General features: G+C 57.6%; 14 protein-coding genes. 9 read left to right on the top strand and 5 right to left on the bottom strand.

Annotated elements, in window-relative coordinates; translation table 11 throughout:
- Entirely contained in the window at positions 1–1380 is a 1380-nt protein-coding gene (locus INF77_RS04520; RefSeq protein WP_150144946.1) for an amidohydrolase family protein, read from the top strand.
- An 18-nt stretch (positions 1381–1398) separates the two neighbouring features.
- On the opposite strand, the gene INF77_RS04515 is transcribed toward INF77_RS04520, so the two are convergent.
- Entirely contained in the window at positions 1399–2319 is a 921-nt protein-coding gene (locus INF77_RS04515; RefSeq protein WP_028014161.1) for a LysR substrate-binding domain-containing protein, read from the bottom strand.
- A gap of 215 nt (positions 2320–2534) precedes the next feature.
- Here INF77_RS04515 and INF77_RS04510 point away from each other — a divergent pair, with 215 nt between their 5' ends.
- The 5 genes from INF77_RS04510 (at position 2535) to INF77_RS04490 (ending at position 7317) form a co-directional block, all read left to right on the top strand.
- Positions 2535–3866, top strand: a complete 1332-nt coding sequence (locus INF77_RS04510) for an MFS transporter (RefSeq protein ID WP_041908551.1) — start codon at positions 2535–2537, stop codon at positions 3864–3866.
- Positions 3867–3902: 36 nt separating this feature from the next.
- Complete coding sequence (locus INF77_RS04505) at positions 3903–4652, top strand: SDR family NAD(P)-dependent oxidoreductase (RefSeq protein WP_063155562.1); 750 nt, start codon at positions 3903–3905, stop codon at positions 4650–4652.
- 12 nt (positions 4653–4664) lie between these two features.
- Positions 4665–5510 carry a transketolase gene (locus INF77_RS04500; RefSeq protein WP_048957980.1) on the top strand — a complete coding sequence of 282 codons (846 nt, stop codon included), beginning with the start codon at positions 4665–4667 and terminating at the stop codon, positions 5508–5510.
- Positions 5510–6508 carry a transketolase family protein gene (locus INF77_RS04495; protein ID WP_047364369.1) on the top strand — a complete coding sequence of 333 codons (999 nt, stop codon included), beginning with the start codon at positions 5510–5512 and terminating at the stop codon, positions 6506–6508. Before INF77_RS04500 ends, INF77_RS04495 begins: the two co-directional genes overlap by 1 nt.
- 74 nt (positions 6509–6582) lie before the next feature.
- Entirely contained in the window at positions 6583–7317 is a 735-nt protein-coding gene (locus INF77_RS04490) for a bifunctional 2-polyprenyl-6-hydroxyphenol methylase/3-demethylubiquinol 3-O-methyltransferase UbiG (protein ID WP_193532613.1), read from the top strand.
- On the opposite strand, the gene INF77_RS04485 is transcribed toward INF77_RS04490, so the two are convergent.
- On the bottom strand, positions 7311–7913 hold the full coding sequence (locus INF77_RS04485) for a short chain dehydrogenase (RefSeq protein ID WP_047367523.1): 603 nt from the start codon (positions 7911–7913) through the stop codon (positions 7311–7313). The two genes, INF77_RS04490 and INF77_RS04485, sit on opposite strands and share 7 nt — an antisense overlap.
- Before the next feature lie 97 nt (positions 7914–8010).
- On the opposite strand from INF77_RS04485, the gene INF77_RS04480 reads away from it, so the two are divergent.
- Positions 8011–8898, top strand: a complete 888-nt coding sequence (locus tag INF77_RS04480; protein WP_193532614.1) for a LysR family transcriptional regulator — start codon at positions 8011–8013, stop codon at positions 8896–8898.
- A 20-nt stretch (positions 8899–8918) separates the two neighbouring features.
- Positions 8919–10100 (top strand): PLP-dependent aminotransferase family protein, encoded by a 1182-nt coding sequence (locus INF77_RS04475; RefSeq protein WP_047367525.1) that lies wholly within the window; start codon positions 8919–8921, stop codon positions 10098–10100.
- Positions 10101–10145: 45 nt separating this feature from the next.
- Here INF77_RS04475 and INF77_RS04470 read toward each other — a convergent pair whose 3' ends face one another.
- Entirely contained in the window at positions 10146–10565 is a 420-nt protein-coding gene (locus tag INF77_RS04470; protein ID WP_023619020.1) for a nuclear transport factor 2 family protein, read from the bottom strand.
- A gap of 97 nt (positions 10566–10662) precedes the next feature.
- Here INF77_RS04470 and INF77_RS04465 point away from each other — a divergent pair, with 97 nt between their 5' ends.
- A complete protein-coding gene (locus INF77_RS04465; protein ID WP_193532615.1) occupies positions 10663–11394 on the top strand; it encodes a helix-turn-helix domain-containing protein in 732 nt (243 codons plus the stop codon).
- Between the two features lies 1 nt (position 11395).
- On the opposite strand, the gene INF77_RS04460 is transcribed toward INF77_RS04465, so the two are convergent.
- Positions 11396–11698, bottom strand: a complete 303-nt coding sequence (locus INF77_RS04460) for a HigA family addiction module antitoxin (RefSeq protein ID WP_088204882.1) — start codon at positions 11696–11698, stop codon at positions 11396–11398.
- Positions 11699–11713: 15 nt separating this feature from the next.
- Complete coding sequence (locus tag INF77_RS04455) at positions 11714–12883, bottom strand: HlyD family efflux transporter periplasmic adaptor subunit (RefSeq protein WP_088204896.1); 1170 nt, start codon at positions 12881–12883, stop codon at positions 11714–11716.
- Positions 12884–12886 lie beyond the last annotated feature (3 nt).

Below are 12886 nucleotides of genomic sequence, written 5' to 3'. Positions count from 1 at the left end.
ATGAGTGAAAACAAAAGCCGCCGCGAGTTTATCAGCCAGAGCGGCAAAATGGTCACCGCCTGCGCGCTGTTTGGCGCCACCGGCTCCGTCGCGTATGCTGCCGACACTGCAAAGGCAACCTGCGAGACGGGGAAACCGATGAACATCACTGCAAAACATTACTATCTGGACAACGTGCTGCTTGAAGCCGGGTTTAATTTCGAGGGCAGCGTGGCGACGAGCACCCGCACCGAGCTGAAAACGCTGGAGATCAAAGACGGGAAAATTGTCGCCCTGCGCGATAACGGCAGCCACGCCGACGCCGCGCTGCCGCACTACGACGCGGGTAAAAAGCTGATGCTTCCGGCGATGCGCGACATGCACATTCACCTGGATAAAACCTTCTACGGCGGCCCGTGGCGCTCCCTGAACCGTCCGGCGGGCACCACCATTCAGGACATGATCCGCCTGGAGCAGACGCTGCTGCCGGAGTTACAGCCCTACACGCAAGAACGCGCCGAAAAGCTGATCGACCTGATCCAGTCGAAAGGGTCCACCATCGCCCGCAGCCACTGCAATATTGAGCCGGTTTCCGGCCTGAAAAACCTGGAAAATTTGCAGGCGGTGCTGGCGCGCCGCAGCGCAGGTTTTGACTGCGAAATCGTTGCCTTCCCGCAGCACGGCCTGCTGCTCTCCAACGCTGAAAAGCTGATGCGCGAGGCGATGCAGGCGGGGGCGCACTACGTAGGCGGGCTGGACCCAACCAGCGTTGACGGCGCGATGGAGAAATCGCTCGATACTATGTTCCAGATTGCGCTGGATTACGACAAAGGGGTGGATATTCACCTCCATGAAACCAGCCCGGCGGGCGTGGCGGCGGTGAATTACATGGTGGAAACCGTGGAGAAAACGCCGGAGCTGAAGGGGAAGCTGACCATCAGCCACGCCTTCGCGCTGGCGACGCTCAACGAGCAGCAGGTGGATGAGATTGCCACCCGCATGGAGGCGCAGCAGGTGACCATCGCCTCCACCGTGCCGATTGGCACCCTGCACATGCCGCTGAAGCAGCTGCGGGAGAAGGGCGTGTTTGTTATGACCGGCACCGACAGCGTGATCGACCACTGGTCGCCGTACGGTCTGGGGGACATGCTGGAGAAAGCCAATCTGTACGCCCAGCTCTATATTCGCCCGAACGAGCAGACGCTCTCCCGCGCGCTCGGCATCGCCACCGGCGACGTGCTGCCGCTGAACGATAAAGGTGAACGCGTATGGCCGAAAGCGCAGGACGACGCCAGCTTTGTGCTGGTGGACGCCTCCTGTTCCGCCGAGGCCGTGGCGCGCATTTCTCCGCGTACCGCGACGTTCCACAAGGGGAATCTCGTCTGGGGCACGGTCGCCTGACGCCACGATGGGGTATCGCTACAGGTGATACCCCGACAATCGCAACTCCCGATCAATCCACTCGACGAACTGCTGGATCTTCCACGCGCGTTCGTTCATGTGCGGCATTACCAGATGATGCGCGTTAATGGCGATTCCCATCTCATCCGGCAGCACCTGTACCAGCGAGCCATCCTTCAGGTGATCGGTAGCCATCATTTTGCTCTCCAGAATAAACCCCAGCCCCATGCGCGCCGCTTCAAAGCTCATATAGGAACGGTCGAAGCTGAGGCTGAAATTGAGCCAGGGCCTGTCGATATTGTGCCAGGCGAACCATTTTTCCCAGTTCACCAGAGTGCTGGTGGAGGAGATAAGCGACTGTTGCAGCAGATCGGCGGGCGTGCTGATGGGATGCTCTTCTGCATAGCCCGGCGAGGCCAATACTACCAGCGTGTCGTTTTTAATGGTCATCACCCGGTAAGCATCCCAGTCCGGAATACCATGACGGATATCAATGTCGATATTATCTCTGGCGAACTGCAGGTTCTCATAGGAGCAGGTGAGATTGATGGTGATATCAGGATATTCGGCGCGGAATCTGCCCAGACGGCGCAACAGCCATGACAGTCCGAAGGTGGGGGAAGAGTGCACGCGAAGCACAGCATTGTCTTTTTCTTTCACGATCTGATCGGTGGCGCGCCCAATGGCGCTCATCGCCGCCGAGACCTCCCGCAGATATTTTTCTCCCGTCGGGGTGAGTTGAACCCCTTTGCCGCTGCGGATAAATAATTTCTTGCCCAGCCACGATTCCAGCGACGCAATCTGGTGGCTTACCGCCGAAGGCGTGACGTTGAGCTGTTCCGCCGCCTGATGGATGCTCAGGGCGTTAGCAACGGCGATAAACGCCTGCAAATTTCTGAGCGAGGGCAGCGATAACGTCTGGCGATCCTGCGCGGACATGGCCTACTCCTTACACGATAATTGATAAAAAACATAACATTGAGACTGCGAGCGGGCAATTTTATCCCGATGTTATTTTTTTGAGCTGTATCGCGAATCAAATTTATCTCAGCAATAAATGAGCTTTATTGAATGGCGTTTCATGGGTGAGCCGATATATTGACGTTGAACGCAATAATAAAACGACTCACGGTGTTCGAATAATGAGGTAAGTTATGTCTCGTATAGAACAAGCTGTCCCCTACATAAAGACTAAAAAAACCAATTACCGTTTCGTTGTGCTGGCATTAATTTTTATTGTTTATGCCATTAACTATGCTGACCGAACAAATATTGGTGCGGTACTGCCGTTTATCATTGACGAATTTCATATCAATAATTTCGAAGCCGGTGCCATCGCCAGCATGTTTTTTTTGGGATACGCCCTGAGCCAAATTCCTGCGGGCTTTTTTATTGCCAAAAAGGGAATTCGCGGCATGGTGGCACTGTCGATATTCGGCTTCTCTGCCTTTACCTGGCTGATGGGCACCGCAACCTCGGTTCTGGGCCTGAAGTGTATCCGCCTGGGGCTGGGGTTAACAGAGGGGCCATGCCCGGTTGGGCTGGCCTCCACCATCAATAACTGGTTTCCGCCAAAGGAGAAGGCCACGGCCACGGGCGTCTACATCGCCGCCACCATGTTCGCGCCCATCCTCGTGCCGCCGCTGGCCGTGTGGATCGCCATGACCTGGGGCTGGCGCTGGGTCTTCTTCTCCTTTGCGATCCCAGGATTGGTCATTGCCGTCCTGTGGTATCTGCTGGTACGCACGAAGCCGTCCGAGAGCGCATTCGTCTCTAAAGCGGAGCTGGAGACCATTACCGCCGGTCAGGAGACGCCGGACGCCAGACGTGAAAACATCGTGATTTCACCGGGCTTTGCACGCCTCGATCGGCTGATCCGCGTGCGGGAGTTAGCCCCGGTAAGCACGGTGAAAGGGCTGTTTACCTCAAAGAATATTCTCGGCGACTGCCTGGCCTATTTTATGATGGTCAGCGTGCTGTACGGACTGTTGACGTGGATCCCGCTCTATCTGGTGAAAGAGAAAGGCTTTACGTTTATGAGCATGGGGCTGGTCGCCAGCATGCCGTGCATCGGTGGATTTATCGGTGCGATTTTTGGCGGCTACGTCTCAGACAAACTGCTCGGCCGCCGACGTAAACCGACCATGATGTTTACCGCCATCAGCACCGTTTTAATGATGGTCATTATGCTGAATATTCCGCAAAGCACCGTGGCGGTTTGCGTCGGACTATTTTTTGTCGGTCTCTGTCTGAATATTGGCTGGCCCGCTTTTACAGCTTATGGCATGGCTGTTGCGGACAGTAAAACCTATCCCATTGCCGCGTCCATCATCAATAGCGGCGGTAATCTCGGCGGATTTGTTTCCCCGATGCTGGCAGGTTATCTGCTGGATAAAACAGGTAGTTTTAATTCCGTGTTTATTTATTTCGGTATTTGCGCAGCCATTGGCTTAATTATGATTATGCTGCTGGAAGAGCCGAAATAAATCATTAAATCTCTCTTGTCCGAATGGAGTAAATATATGCTACTGAAAAATAAAGTCGCCGTTATTACCGGCGCGGCTTCCGTACGCGGTTTGGGTTTCGCTACGGCGAAATTATATGCCGAACAGGGTGCGAAAGTGGTGATTATCGATTTAAACGCTGAAGCCAGCCGGGCTGCCGCCGTGAGCCTGGGCGACGAACATCTGGGCCTTGCGGCGAACGTCAGCAATGAATTACAGGTTAATGCCGCCATTGAGCAGGTGCTGGGGAAATACGGGCGCATCGATATTCTGGTGAATAACGCCGGCATTACTCAGCCGATCAAGCTGATGGATATCAAACGCGAAAATTACGATGCGGTGCTTGACGTCAGCCTGCGCGGCACGCTGCTAATGTCCCAGGCGGTTATTCCCACTATGCGCGCGCAAAAGTCGGGCAGCATCGTCTGCATTTCATCGGTATCGGCCCAGCGCGGCGGCGGCATCTTCGGCGGCCCACACTACAGCGCTGCAAAAGCGGGTGTGCTGGGACTGGCAAAAGCCATGGCGCGTGAGCTGGGGCCCGACAATGTGCGGGTAAACTGCATCACGCCGGGTCTTATCCAGACAGACATCACCGCAGGCAAGCTGAGCGATGAGATGAAAACGTCCATTCTGGCGGGCATTCCGCTTAACCGCCTCGGAGACGCGCAGGATATTGCCCGCGCCGCGCTGTTCCTCGGCAGCGACCTCTCTTCTTACTCCACCGGTATCACGCTCGACGTGAACGGCGGGATGCTGATCCATTAAGGAGATACGACGATGACGGATACCACAGTTCAACAGGTTGCCGCCGCGGCCTGGCGCATTCGCCGCTACGCGCTGCGCATGGGCGAAGTGCAGGGGCAGGGCTACATCGGGCAGGCGCTGGGCTATGCCGATGTGCTGGCCACCGCGTTTACCCACGGAATGAACCTTAAGCCGGGCGAGCCGGAGTGGGAAGGGCGTGACCGTTTTCTGCTCTCCCACGGCCATTACGCCATTGCCTGTTATGCGGCCCTGATTGAAGCCGGGATCGTTCCTGAAGAGGAGCTGGAGACCTACGGTGCGGACGACAGCCGCCTGCCGATGTCCGGTATGGCAACCTACACGCCAGGTATGGAGATCTCTGGCGGTTCGCTGGGGCAGGGCTTAAGCATTGGCGTTGGCATGGCGCTGGGGCTGAAGCACAAGCAGAGCGCGGCATGGGTCGTTAACTCCATGTCGGACGGCGAGCTGGACGAAGGGTCAACCTGGGAAGCGGCGATGTCGGCGGCACATCACGGCCTGTCGAACCTGATCGTGCTGGTGGACATTAACCGCCAGCAGGCGGATGGCAACTCGCACGCGATCCTCGGCTTTGAGCCGCTGGAGGATAAATGGACCTCCTTCGGCTGGTACGTCCAGCGCGTGAACGGCAACGATGTTCCTGCGCTGGTGACGGCGTTTGATAATGCCAAACGCTACCCGGAAAACCAGCCGCGCGTCATTTTGTGCGACACGCTGATGGGCAAGGGCGTGCCGTTCCTCGAAAAGCGTGACAAGAACCATTTTATTCGCGTGGATGCTGACGAGTGGCAAAAGGCACTCGCCGTGCTGGATGCCAACAAACCTGAAGGAGTGCTGTAATGAGCCAGACCACGGAGAAAAAACCGCGTTTAACCACGTCGGCGATGATTGCCTCTATCGCGGAAGAGGGCCAGGAGACGCGCGCCGCACCGTTCGGTCACGCGCTGGTGAAGCTGGCGGAACAGCGACCGGAGATCGTCGGCATGACGGCGGATCTGTCGAAGTACACCGATCTACACATTTTTGCCCAGGCCTACCCGGAACGCTTCTTCCAGATGGGCATGGCCGAACAGCTGCTAATGGGGGCCGCGGGCGGCATGGCGAAAGAGGGCTTTATTCCTTTCGCCACAACCTATGCCGTCTTCGCTACCCGCCGCGCCTACGACTTTATCCATCAGGTGATTGCTGAAGAGCACCTGAACGTGAAGATCTGCGCGGCGCTGCCGGGGCTAACCACCGGTTACGGGCCGAGCCACCAGGCGACGGAAGATATTGCGATTATGCGCGGTATTCCGGGCATGACGATTATCGATCCCTGTGACGCAATCGACACGGAACAGGCGGTGCCGGCGATGGCAGCGCACGATGGCCCTGTCTATATGCGCCTGCTGCGCGGCAAGGTGCCGGTGGTGCTGGACCAGTACAACTACCAGTTTAAGATTGGCAAAGCTGCGCTGCTGGAAGAGGGGAGCGATGTCCTGATCGTCGCCTCAGGCCTGATGACCATGCGTGCGCTGGAGGCGGCGAAGCAGCTGCGTAAGGATAACGTCAGCGTGGCGGTGCTGCACTCGCCCACCATTAAGCCGCTGGACGAAGAGACGATCCTGGCGCAGGCCGCGAAGCCGGGACGGCTGGTCATTGTGGCGGAAAACCACAGCAGCGTAGGCGGGTTGTGCGAAGCCGTCGCGTCGCTGTTGATGCGCAACCGCGTGAACGTGGATTTCGATACCGTCGCGCTGCCGGACGCGTTCCTTGATGCGGGCGCGTTGCCCACCCTCCATGACCGCTACGGGATCTCAACCACAGCCATGGTGGAGAAAATCCGGCGTAGGCTGTGATTTATCAGACGGATACGTTGCCAACGGGCGAGGGGTGCTTTACCCTCGCCTCTGTTGCGATAAAGGAGTCCGTCATGGCACAAAACATCTACGACAACCCGGCGTTTTTTGAAGGCTACGCTCAGCTTCCGCGCTCGGTGCAGGGGCTGGACGGTGCGCCTGAGTGGCCTGCGCTCAAGGCAATGCTGCCTGATTTAACCGGCAAAGCGGTTATCGATCTCGGCTGCGGTTACGGCTGGTTCTGCCGCGCGGCGCGCGCGCTGGGCGCTAGCGACGTTACGGGCGTCGATATCTCAGAAAAAATGCTTGCCCGCGCGGCTGAACTGACGGATGACGCGCAGATTCACTATCAGCGTAGCGATCTGGAATCTCTTCAGCTTCGCGAAAACAGTCTCGATCTGGTCTACAGCTCGCTGGCGCTACACTACCTGCCGGAGCTGGACACGCTATTCGCCAACGTTCATCGCGCGCTAAAACCGGGTGGCAGCCTGGTCTTCTCGATGGAGCACCCGATTTACACCTGCGCCACCCGTCAGGGCTGGCTGACCGACGACAGCGGCGAGCGGTTCTGGGGCGTGAACCATTATCAGGACGAAAGCCAGCGCGTTAGCAACTGGCTGGCGGATGGAGTGATTAAATACCACCGCACGCTGGGCACCACGCTTAACGCGCTGATAAAGGCCGGGTTAACGATAAGTGAAGTCAATGAGTGGGGACCAACGCAGGCGCAGATTGACGCCTGGCCTGCATTGTCCGAAGAGGCGGAGCGCCCGATGCTGGTGCTGATTTCCGCCCGTAAGGCTCAGTAACCTACCTTGTACACCCGCCCGCTCTGCACCCCTTCCACGCTGCGGCGGTAGGCCTGAGCAACGGTCGCGGCGGGAACGCTTTCAAAGCCAGGGAAGAACCCGTCATACGCTTCGGCGGATTCCGTCAGTACCGTTGGGCTAATCAGGTTAATGCGGATCCCGCGCGGCAGTTCGCAAGCTGCGGCGCGGACAAACCCTTCCAGCGCCGCATTGACCGTGGTGGCATTTACGCCCTGCGCAATCGGCTCGTGCGCCACAATCCCGCTTATCAGCGTAATCGAGCCGCCTTCGTTCAGATAATGCTGGCCGGTCAGCGCCAGACGCACCTGCCCGAGCAGCTTGTCCTGCAGGCCCTGGTTGAAGTCGCTGTCCTTCATGGTCGCGAGCGGGCCAAAGTAGAGACCGCCGCTGGCGGAGACAATCGCATCCACCGGGCCGATTTTCTCAAACAGCGCCTGCACGCTCGCCTGCGAGGTGATATCCACCTGGTAGTCGCCCCGCGTGCGGCCCACGCGGATGATCTCGTGACGACGGCTTAACTCTTCGGTTACGGCACGACCGACCGTACCGCTGGCACCAATAATGACGATTTTCATATCCGACTCCTCATGTTGTGAGCCCTCATTCTTTAATAAATAAAAAGTCAGATAAACTGGGCTAAAGTTAGATGATTACTAACCAGGGGTTTGGAATATGGATAAGCTTCGCGGCATGGAAACGTTTATCGCGGTGGTAGAGAGCGGCAGCTTCACCGGCGCGGCGGCGCGGCTGGAGATGTCGGCGGTGATGGTCGGGAAATATATTGCGCTGCTCGAATCTCAGCTCGGCACGCGGCTGCTGGAGCGCAATACCCGTCGCCAGAGCCTGACCGACGCCGGACGCGTTTATTTCGAAGAGGCCAGGCGCGTGATGGAGCAGGTCTCGATTGCCGAAAGCGCGGTTGAACGGCTGCGCGCGGGGCCCGCCGGCACCCTGCGCGTCACCGCCCCCACGTCGTTTGGCGGCTGCGCGATCGCCCCTCTGACGGCCACATTTTTGCAGCGCTACCCGGAAGTGCGTATCGAACTGGATCTCACCAACCGGATGGTCGATCTGGTGGAAGAGGGGGTCGATCTGGCCATTCGCATTGGCGATATCCGCAATGACGATCTGGTGGCGAAATATCTGTGTCCCTACAACATGGTGATCTGCGCCGCGCCGGATTATCTGGCGCGACACGGCACGCCGCAGACGCCCGCCGATCTGGTGGATCATCTGTGCCTGTCGCACACGGTGTGGACCGCGCGCAACGAGTGGCGGCTGCCGGGTGCGGAAGGGGAGGTGCGCTGGAAGCGGGATGCGATCTTAAGATGCAACGACGGCTACGGCTTACGCATGGCGGCGCGAGCCGGGGCAGGGCTGCTGCTGCAACCGGAAGTGCTGGTGGCGGAAGAGCTGGCAAGCGGCAGGCTGGTGCGTGTGCTGGAGCCGTTCACGCCCGCGCCGAGGCCGGTGCATTTACTGTGGCGTCAGGATTTGCGTCCCCTTCCTAAGCTAACGGAATTTATTGCTCATATTCTGCTAAGATTGGGCACAATATAAAAAAAGAAGGTAATCAAAGAATGTCTGCAAACAAACTCGCCAGCAGCGCGCAGGGCCTGCAATCATCTGCCATCCGTGAATTATTAAAACATAGCAAAATGGCGGGCGTGATTTCGCTGGGCGGCGGTATTCCCAATCCGGACCTGTTCGATCGCGAAGGGCTTAAAATTGCCGCCGATGCCGTGTTGTCACAGAATTTTGGCGAGGCGTTCCAGTATGGCCTGACGGAAGGTGTACCGGGGCTGCGTGAAGAAATTAAACGCATCTGCGAGGGGCGCGGCATCGCCTGTAAGGCCGATGACGTGGTCATTACTTCCGGCTCTCAACAATCTCTGGACGTGCTGGCGCGTGCGTTAATTAATCCGGGCGATACGGTTGTCGTTGAACGTCCTACCTATCTCGCCGCGCTGCAGGTCTTTGGCCTGGCACAGGCGAATTTTGAATCCGTCGGCACCGACGGCGACGGCATGAAGGTCGATGAACTTGAAGCGCTGGTAGCGAAGAAAACCATCAAGGCGGTTTATATCGTTCCAACCTTTGGTAACCCTGGCGGCGTAACGCTTTCCGAAGCGCGCCGTAAACAGCTGGTGGAATTATCAAAGCGCTATGATTTCGTGATTATCGAAGACGATCCGTACAGCGAAATTAACTACACCGACGACGTGTTCCGCCCGCTGATTGCCCATGCGAAAGATATCGGCAATGAAGATAACGTGGTGTACACCTCTACCTTCTCCAAAATCCTCGCGCCGGGCACCCGCGTGGGCTGGGTGCTGGTGCCGGAATGGCTGAAGCGCGCGGTGGTGAACCTCAAGCAAACCACCGATCTGCACACCAGCACGCTGTCCCAGCTGATGACCTACGAGTATCTGAAAACCGGGCGTCTGGCGAACCAGATTAAAATGATCCGCGAAGCCTATCGCCAGAAATACCAGACGTTTGCAACGGAACTGGAAGCCGAGCTGGGTGATGTGATGTCGTTCCACAAGCCGAAGGGCGGGATGTTCCTGTGGGCAAAAATGAACAACGGCATGAATACGACGAAATGGCTGGAAAAAACCTTAAGCAACGGCGTGGTGTTTGTACCGGGCGAGTTCTTCTACTGCAACGAACCGGACCCGACAACGCTGCGCATGTCATTCGTCACCCCAACGGATGAGCAGCTTAAAGAAGCGGTTCGACGCCTGAAGATCTCCCTGTAACAGAGCGCGCATAACGGCAGTTGCCGTTGTGCGCGCAGGGTGAGCTTATTGCGTGGCGTGGGCGAGCGCGCGGTCTGAAGCATCGCCGCCGATCGTCTGCGTCACTTCATGGATACGACAGATTTTCCCCTCACGCAGTGCGGCAAACATATACACCTCTAATTCCGCCTGGCGACCATCTGGATACGTCACCGTAGCCCAGTGCCGGTCTGCTAAAAGATTCTCGTGACAGGCCAGCTCTTCTACCCTGAATGCGATCGCGCGGATCTGCGAGCGGACGTGGTTCAGGTGCTGCACAAAACCCCGATAATCAAGCGCGTGACCATCCGTGTACTGCTGGTAATCGGGTGTGAACACCTCTGCGGGATCTAATTCGCCTTTGAACAAGCGGCTTAACAGGCACGCCATTTTTTCGCGCTGTAGGGTATTGTCAGGCTGGGCTATCAGGGTTGTGATGATGCTCATGTTGGCTCCTTGTGTAGTTGAGCCACCATTATCCTTGACAGTCGACGGCGCAGTTTCTGTAATACGTCGATGAATAACGATTTTCGGCCAGGATAAGATGATCGGTACAGAGACGCTCCGCCATCCCGGCGGTTACCGCACCGCGTGGCACAGCCATCCCACCGGACAGCTCTGGCGTATTGCAATGGGGCTGCTGGTGATTGAGTCCCAACAGGGGCGTTCGGTTGTACCGGCAAACCATATTGGCTGGATCCCGCCGGGCCAGCAGCACGCCGCCTTTTCTGAAAGCGCGATAGAAGGCTGCGCTATCTATCTTGACCCTGCGTGCTGTGCAATGCTTCCCGATGCCCCCGCGCTGTTCGAGCCCGACGATCTCACTCATGCACTGTTTTCCCGCTTAAGCGTTGCAGAAAACGAGTACGATCCGCGAAAGCTCACCCTGCTGCTGGATGAGCTTGCCCTGACGCCTCAGGTGAGCTTTTATCTGCCCGTACCAACGGATCCGCGTCTGAAGAACGTGGTCAGCCACTTGCTGCAGTGTGTCGATGATAATCAAACGGTCAAGAGCCATGCCAGCCATGCCGGGATGAGCGTGCGTACCTTTAACCGTCGATTTAGCGCCCAGACGGGAATGAACTTCGTCAACTGGCGGCAGCTGGCGCGCGTCATGCAGGCAATGGAGTGGCTGGCGGCGGGGAAGCCGGTGGGATGGATTGCGCTGTCCTGCGGCTACAGCAGCGTCAGCGCATTTATTGAGGTTTTCAGAATGTGGACCGGAAAAACGCCGGGGCAGTGGGGGATTAAAGGTGGCGCTATAGAGCCGGTTTGATTCAGGCCACATCCGGCTGGCCTGATTTCCTTTTTGCCATGATTTCTGCAATCGTTTTTATACGGCTCAACTCCTCCTGAGTCCGGGAATTAGTTTGTGCTTCCCAGACGTCGACGTTTAGCTGCAGGTTCAACCAGAATTCAATGGTGGTATCGAATGCCTTGGCCAGTCTGATTGCCATATCGGCCGTCAGTTTACGATTATTATTAACGAGAGCGCTGATGGTGTTACGGTGCACGTTAAGCATTTCCGCGAGATCGCTAATTTTCAGATTGAGTGGCTCAAGATATTCATACTGCAACACATCGCCCGGCGAAGACTATCGCTCCCTCAGCGCCTCCTTCGCCCGGTTAAACGGCTTGATCAGATAATCCAGCACCGTTTTCTCTCCGGTCTTAATGTCCACCGTCGCAATCATCCCCGGCACGATCGAGAAATGCCTGCCCGCCTTGTTCACCAGGTAATCCTGGCTGGTGCGGATAAACACGCGGTAGTAGAACACTTCCGGCTTGGCCTCGTCCTGGATAGTGTCCGGGGATATAGTCTCCACCACCCCGTGCAGCCCGCCGTAGATGGCGTAATCGTAGGCGGTGATCTTCACCAGCGCCTCCTGGTTCGGGTGGATAAAGGCGATATCGCGCGGCGAGAGGCGGGTTTCAATCAGCAGATGATCGTCCACCGGCACAATCTCCATCAGCTCGCCGTTGGGCGGGATCACGCCGCCGATGGTGGTGACTTTGATGTTTTTCACGATCCCGCGCACCGGGGATTTTACCGTCAGGCGGGTGACGGAATCCTCGCGGCCTTTGAGGATCGCCGAGACCATATCCACCTCGGCGTTGGCCTTGGATAACGCCTCGCGCGCCTGAACGTAATACTGGGAACGCACGTCGGTGAGCTTCAGCTCCAGGTCGCTTTTCTGCCGCTGCAGGCGGAGCACTTCCACGTGGCTGGCGGCACCGGTTTTTACCAGCCGCTGGGTGATCGCCAGCTCTTTGTTTGCGAGATCTAACGCTGAACGCAGTTCACGCTGCGTGTCCTCAAGCTGCGCGCGGCGCGAATTGTAGAGCCGCGTTTCGGCGGCGGTCAGTTCGGTCCATTTCTCCAGCGAAGGCGGGAACTTCAGCGGCAGATCGTTCACCTCGGCGTACAGACGGGCGCTGGAGGCAAGCGACGCGCGGTAGCGCGCCGCGCTTTCGCCGACGTTAGATTCCGAGCGGGTAGGATCCAGCCGCGCCAGCACCTGTCCGGCCTGCACCTGATCGCCTTCGTGAACGTTCAGCTCGGTGAGGATCCCCCCGTCCAGCGACTGCAGCACCTGCTCGCGCGAGCTGGGGATCACTTTTCCGGTTCCCGTTGAGACTTCATCCAGCATCCCAAACCACGCCCAGACGCCCAGCGCCACAAACATCAGCAGCGAAAAGATCACAATCCGCCGCGCGCCGGTATAGCCGCTTTCGGAGTCGAGCGCATTATCCAGATCGTCCATCGC

This window comes from Enterobacter cloacae complex sp. P1B (assembly GCF_014982345.1).
GTDB lineage: Bacteria > Pseudomonadota > Gammaproteobacteria > Enterobacterales > Enterobacteriaceae > Enterobacter > Enterobacter bugandensis.
This window is presented reverse-complemented; position numbering and strand designations above follow the sequence as displayed.

Bases quoted from the DNA above. Each gene is read 5' to 3' on its own strand.
- INF77_RS04520 (WP_150144946.1), top strand. From the start codon at position 1: ATGAGTGAAAACAAAAGCCGCCGCGAGTTTATCAGCCAGAGCGGCAAA.
- INF77_RS04515 (WP_028014161.1), bottom strand. From the start codon at position 2,319: ATGTCCGCGCAGGATCGCCAGACGTTATCGCTGCCCTCGCTCAGAAAT.
- INF77_RS04510 (WP_041908551.1), top strand. From the start codon at position 2,535: ATGTCTCGTATAGAACAAGCTGTCCCCTACATAAAGACTAAAAAAACC.
- INF77_RS04505 (WP_063155562.1), top strand. From the start codon at position 3,903: ATGCTACTGAAAAATAAAGTCGCCGTTATTACCGGCGCGGCTTCCGTA.
- INF77_RS04500 (WP_048957980.1), top strand. From the start codon at position 4,665: ATGACGGATACCACAGTTCAACAGGTTGCCGCCGCGGCCTGGCGCATT.
- INF77_RS04495 (WP_047364369.1), top strand. From the start codon at position 5,510: ATGAGCCAGACCACGGAGAAAAAACCGCGTTTAACCACGTCGGCGATG.
- INF77_RS04490 (WP_193532613.1), top strand. From the start codon at position 6,583: ATGGCACAAAACATCTACGACAACCCGGCGTTTTTTGAAGGCTACGCT.
- INF77_RS04485 (WP_047367523.1), bottom strand. From the start codon at position 7,913: ATGAAAATCGTCATTATTGGTGCCAGCGGTACGGTCGGTCGTGCCGTA.
- INF77_RS04480 (WP_193532614.1), top strand. From the start codon at position 8,011: ATGGATAAGCTTCGCGGCATGGAAACGTTTATCGCGGTGGTAGAGAGC.
- INF77_RS04475 (WP_047367525.1), top strand. From the start codon at position 8,919: ATGTCTGCAAACAAACTCGCCAGCAGCGCGCAGGGCCTGCAATCATCT.
- INF77_RS04470 (WP_023619020.1), bottom strand. From the start codon at position 10,565: ATGAGCATCATCACAACCCTGATAGCCCAGCCTGACAATACCCTACAG.
- INF77_RS04465 (WP_193532615.1), top strand. From the start codon at position 10,663: ATGATCGGTACAGAGACGCTCCGCCATCCCGGCGGTTACCGCACCGCG.
- INF77_RS04455 (WP_088204896.1), bottom strand. From the start codon at position 12,883: ATGGACGATCTGGATAATGCGCTCGACTCCGAAAGCGGCTATACCGGC.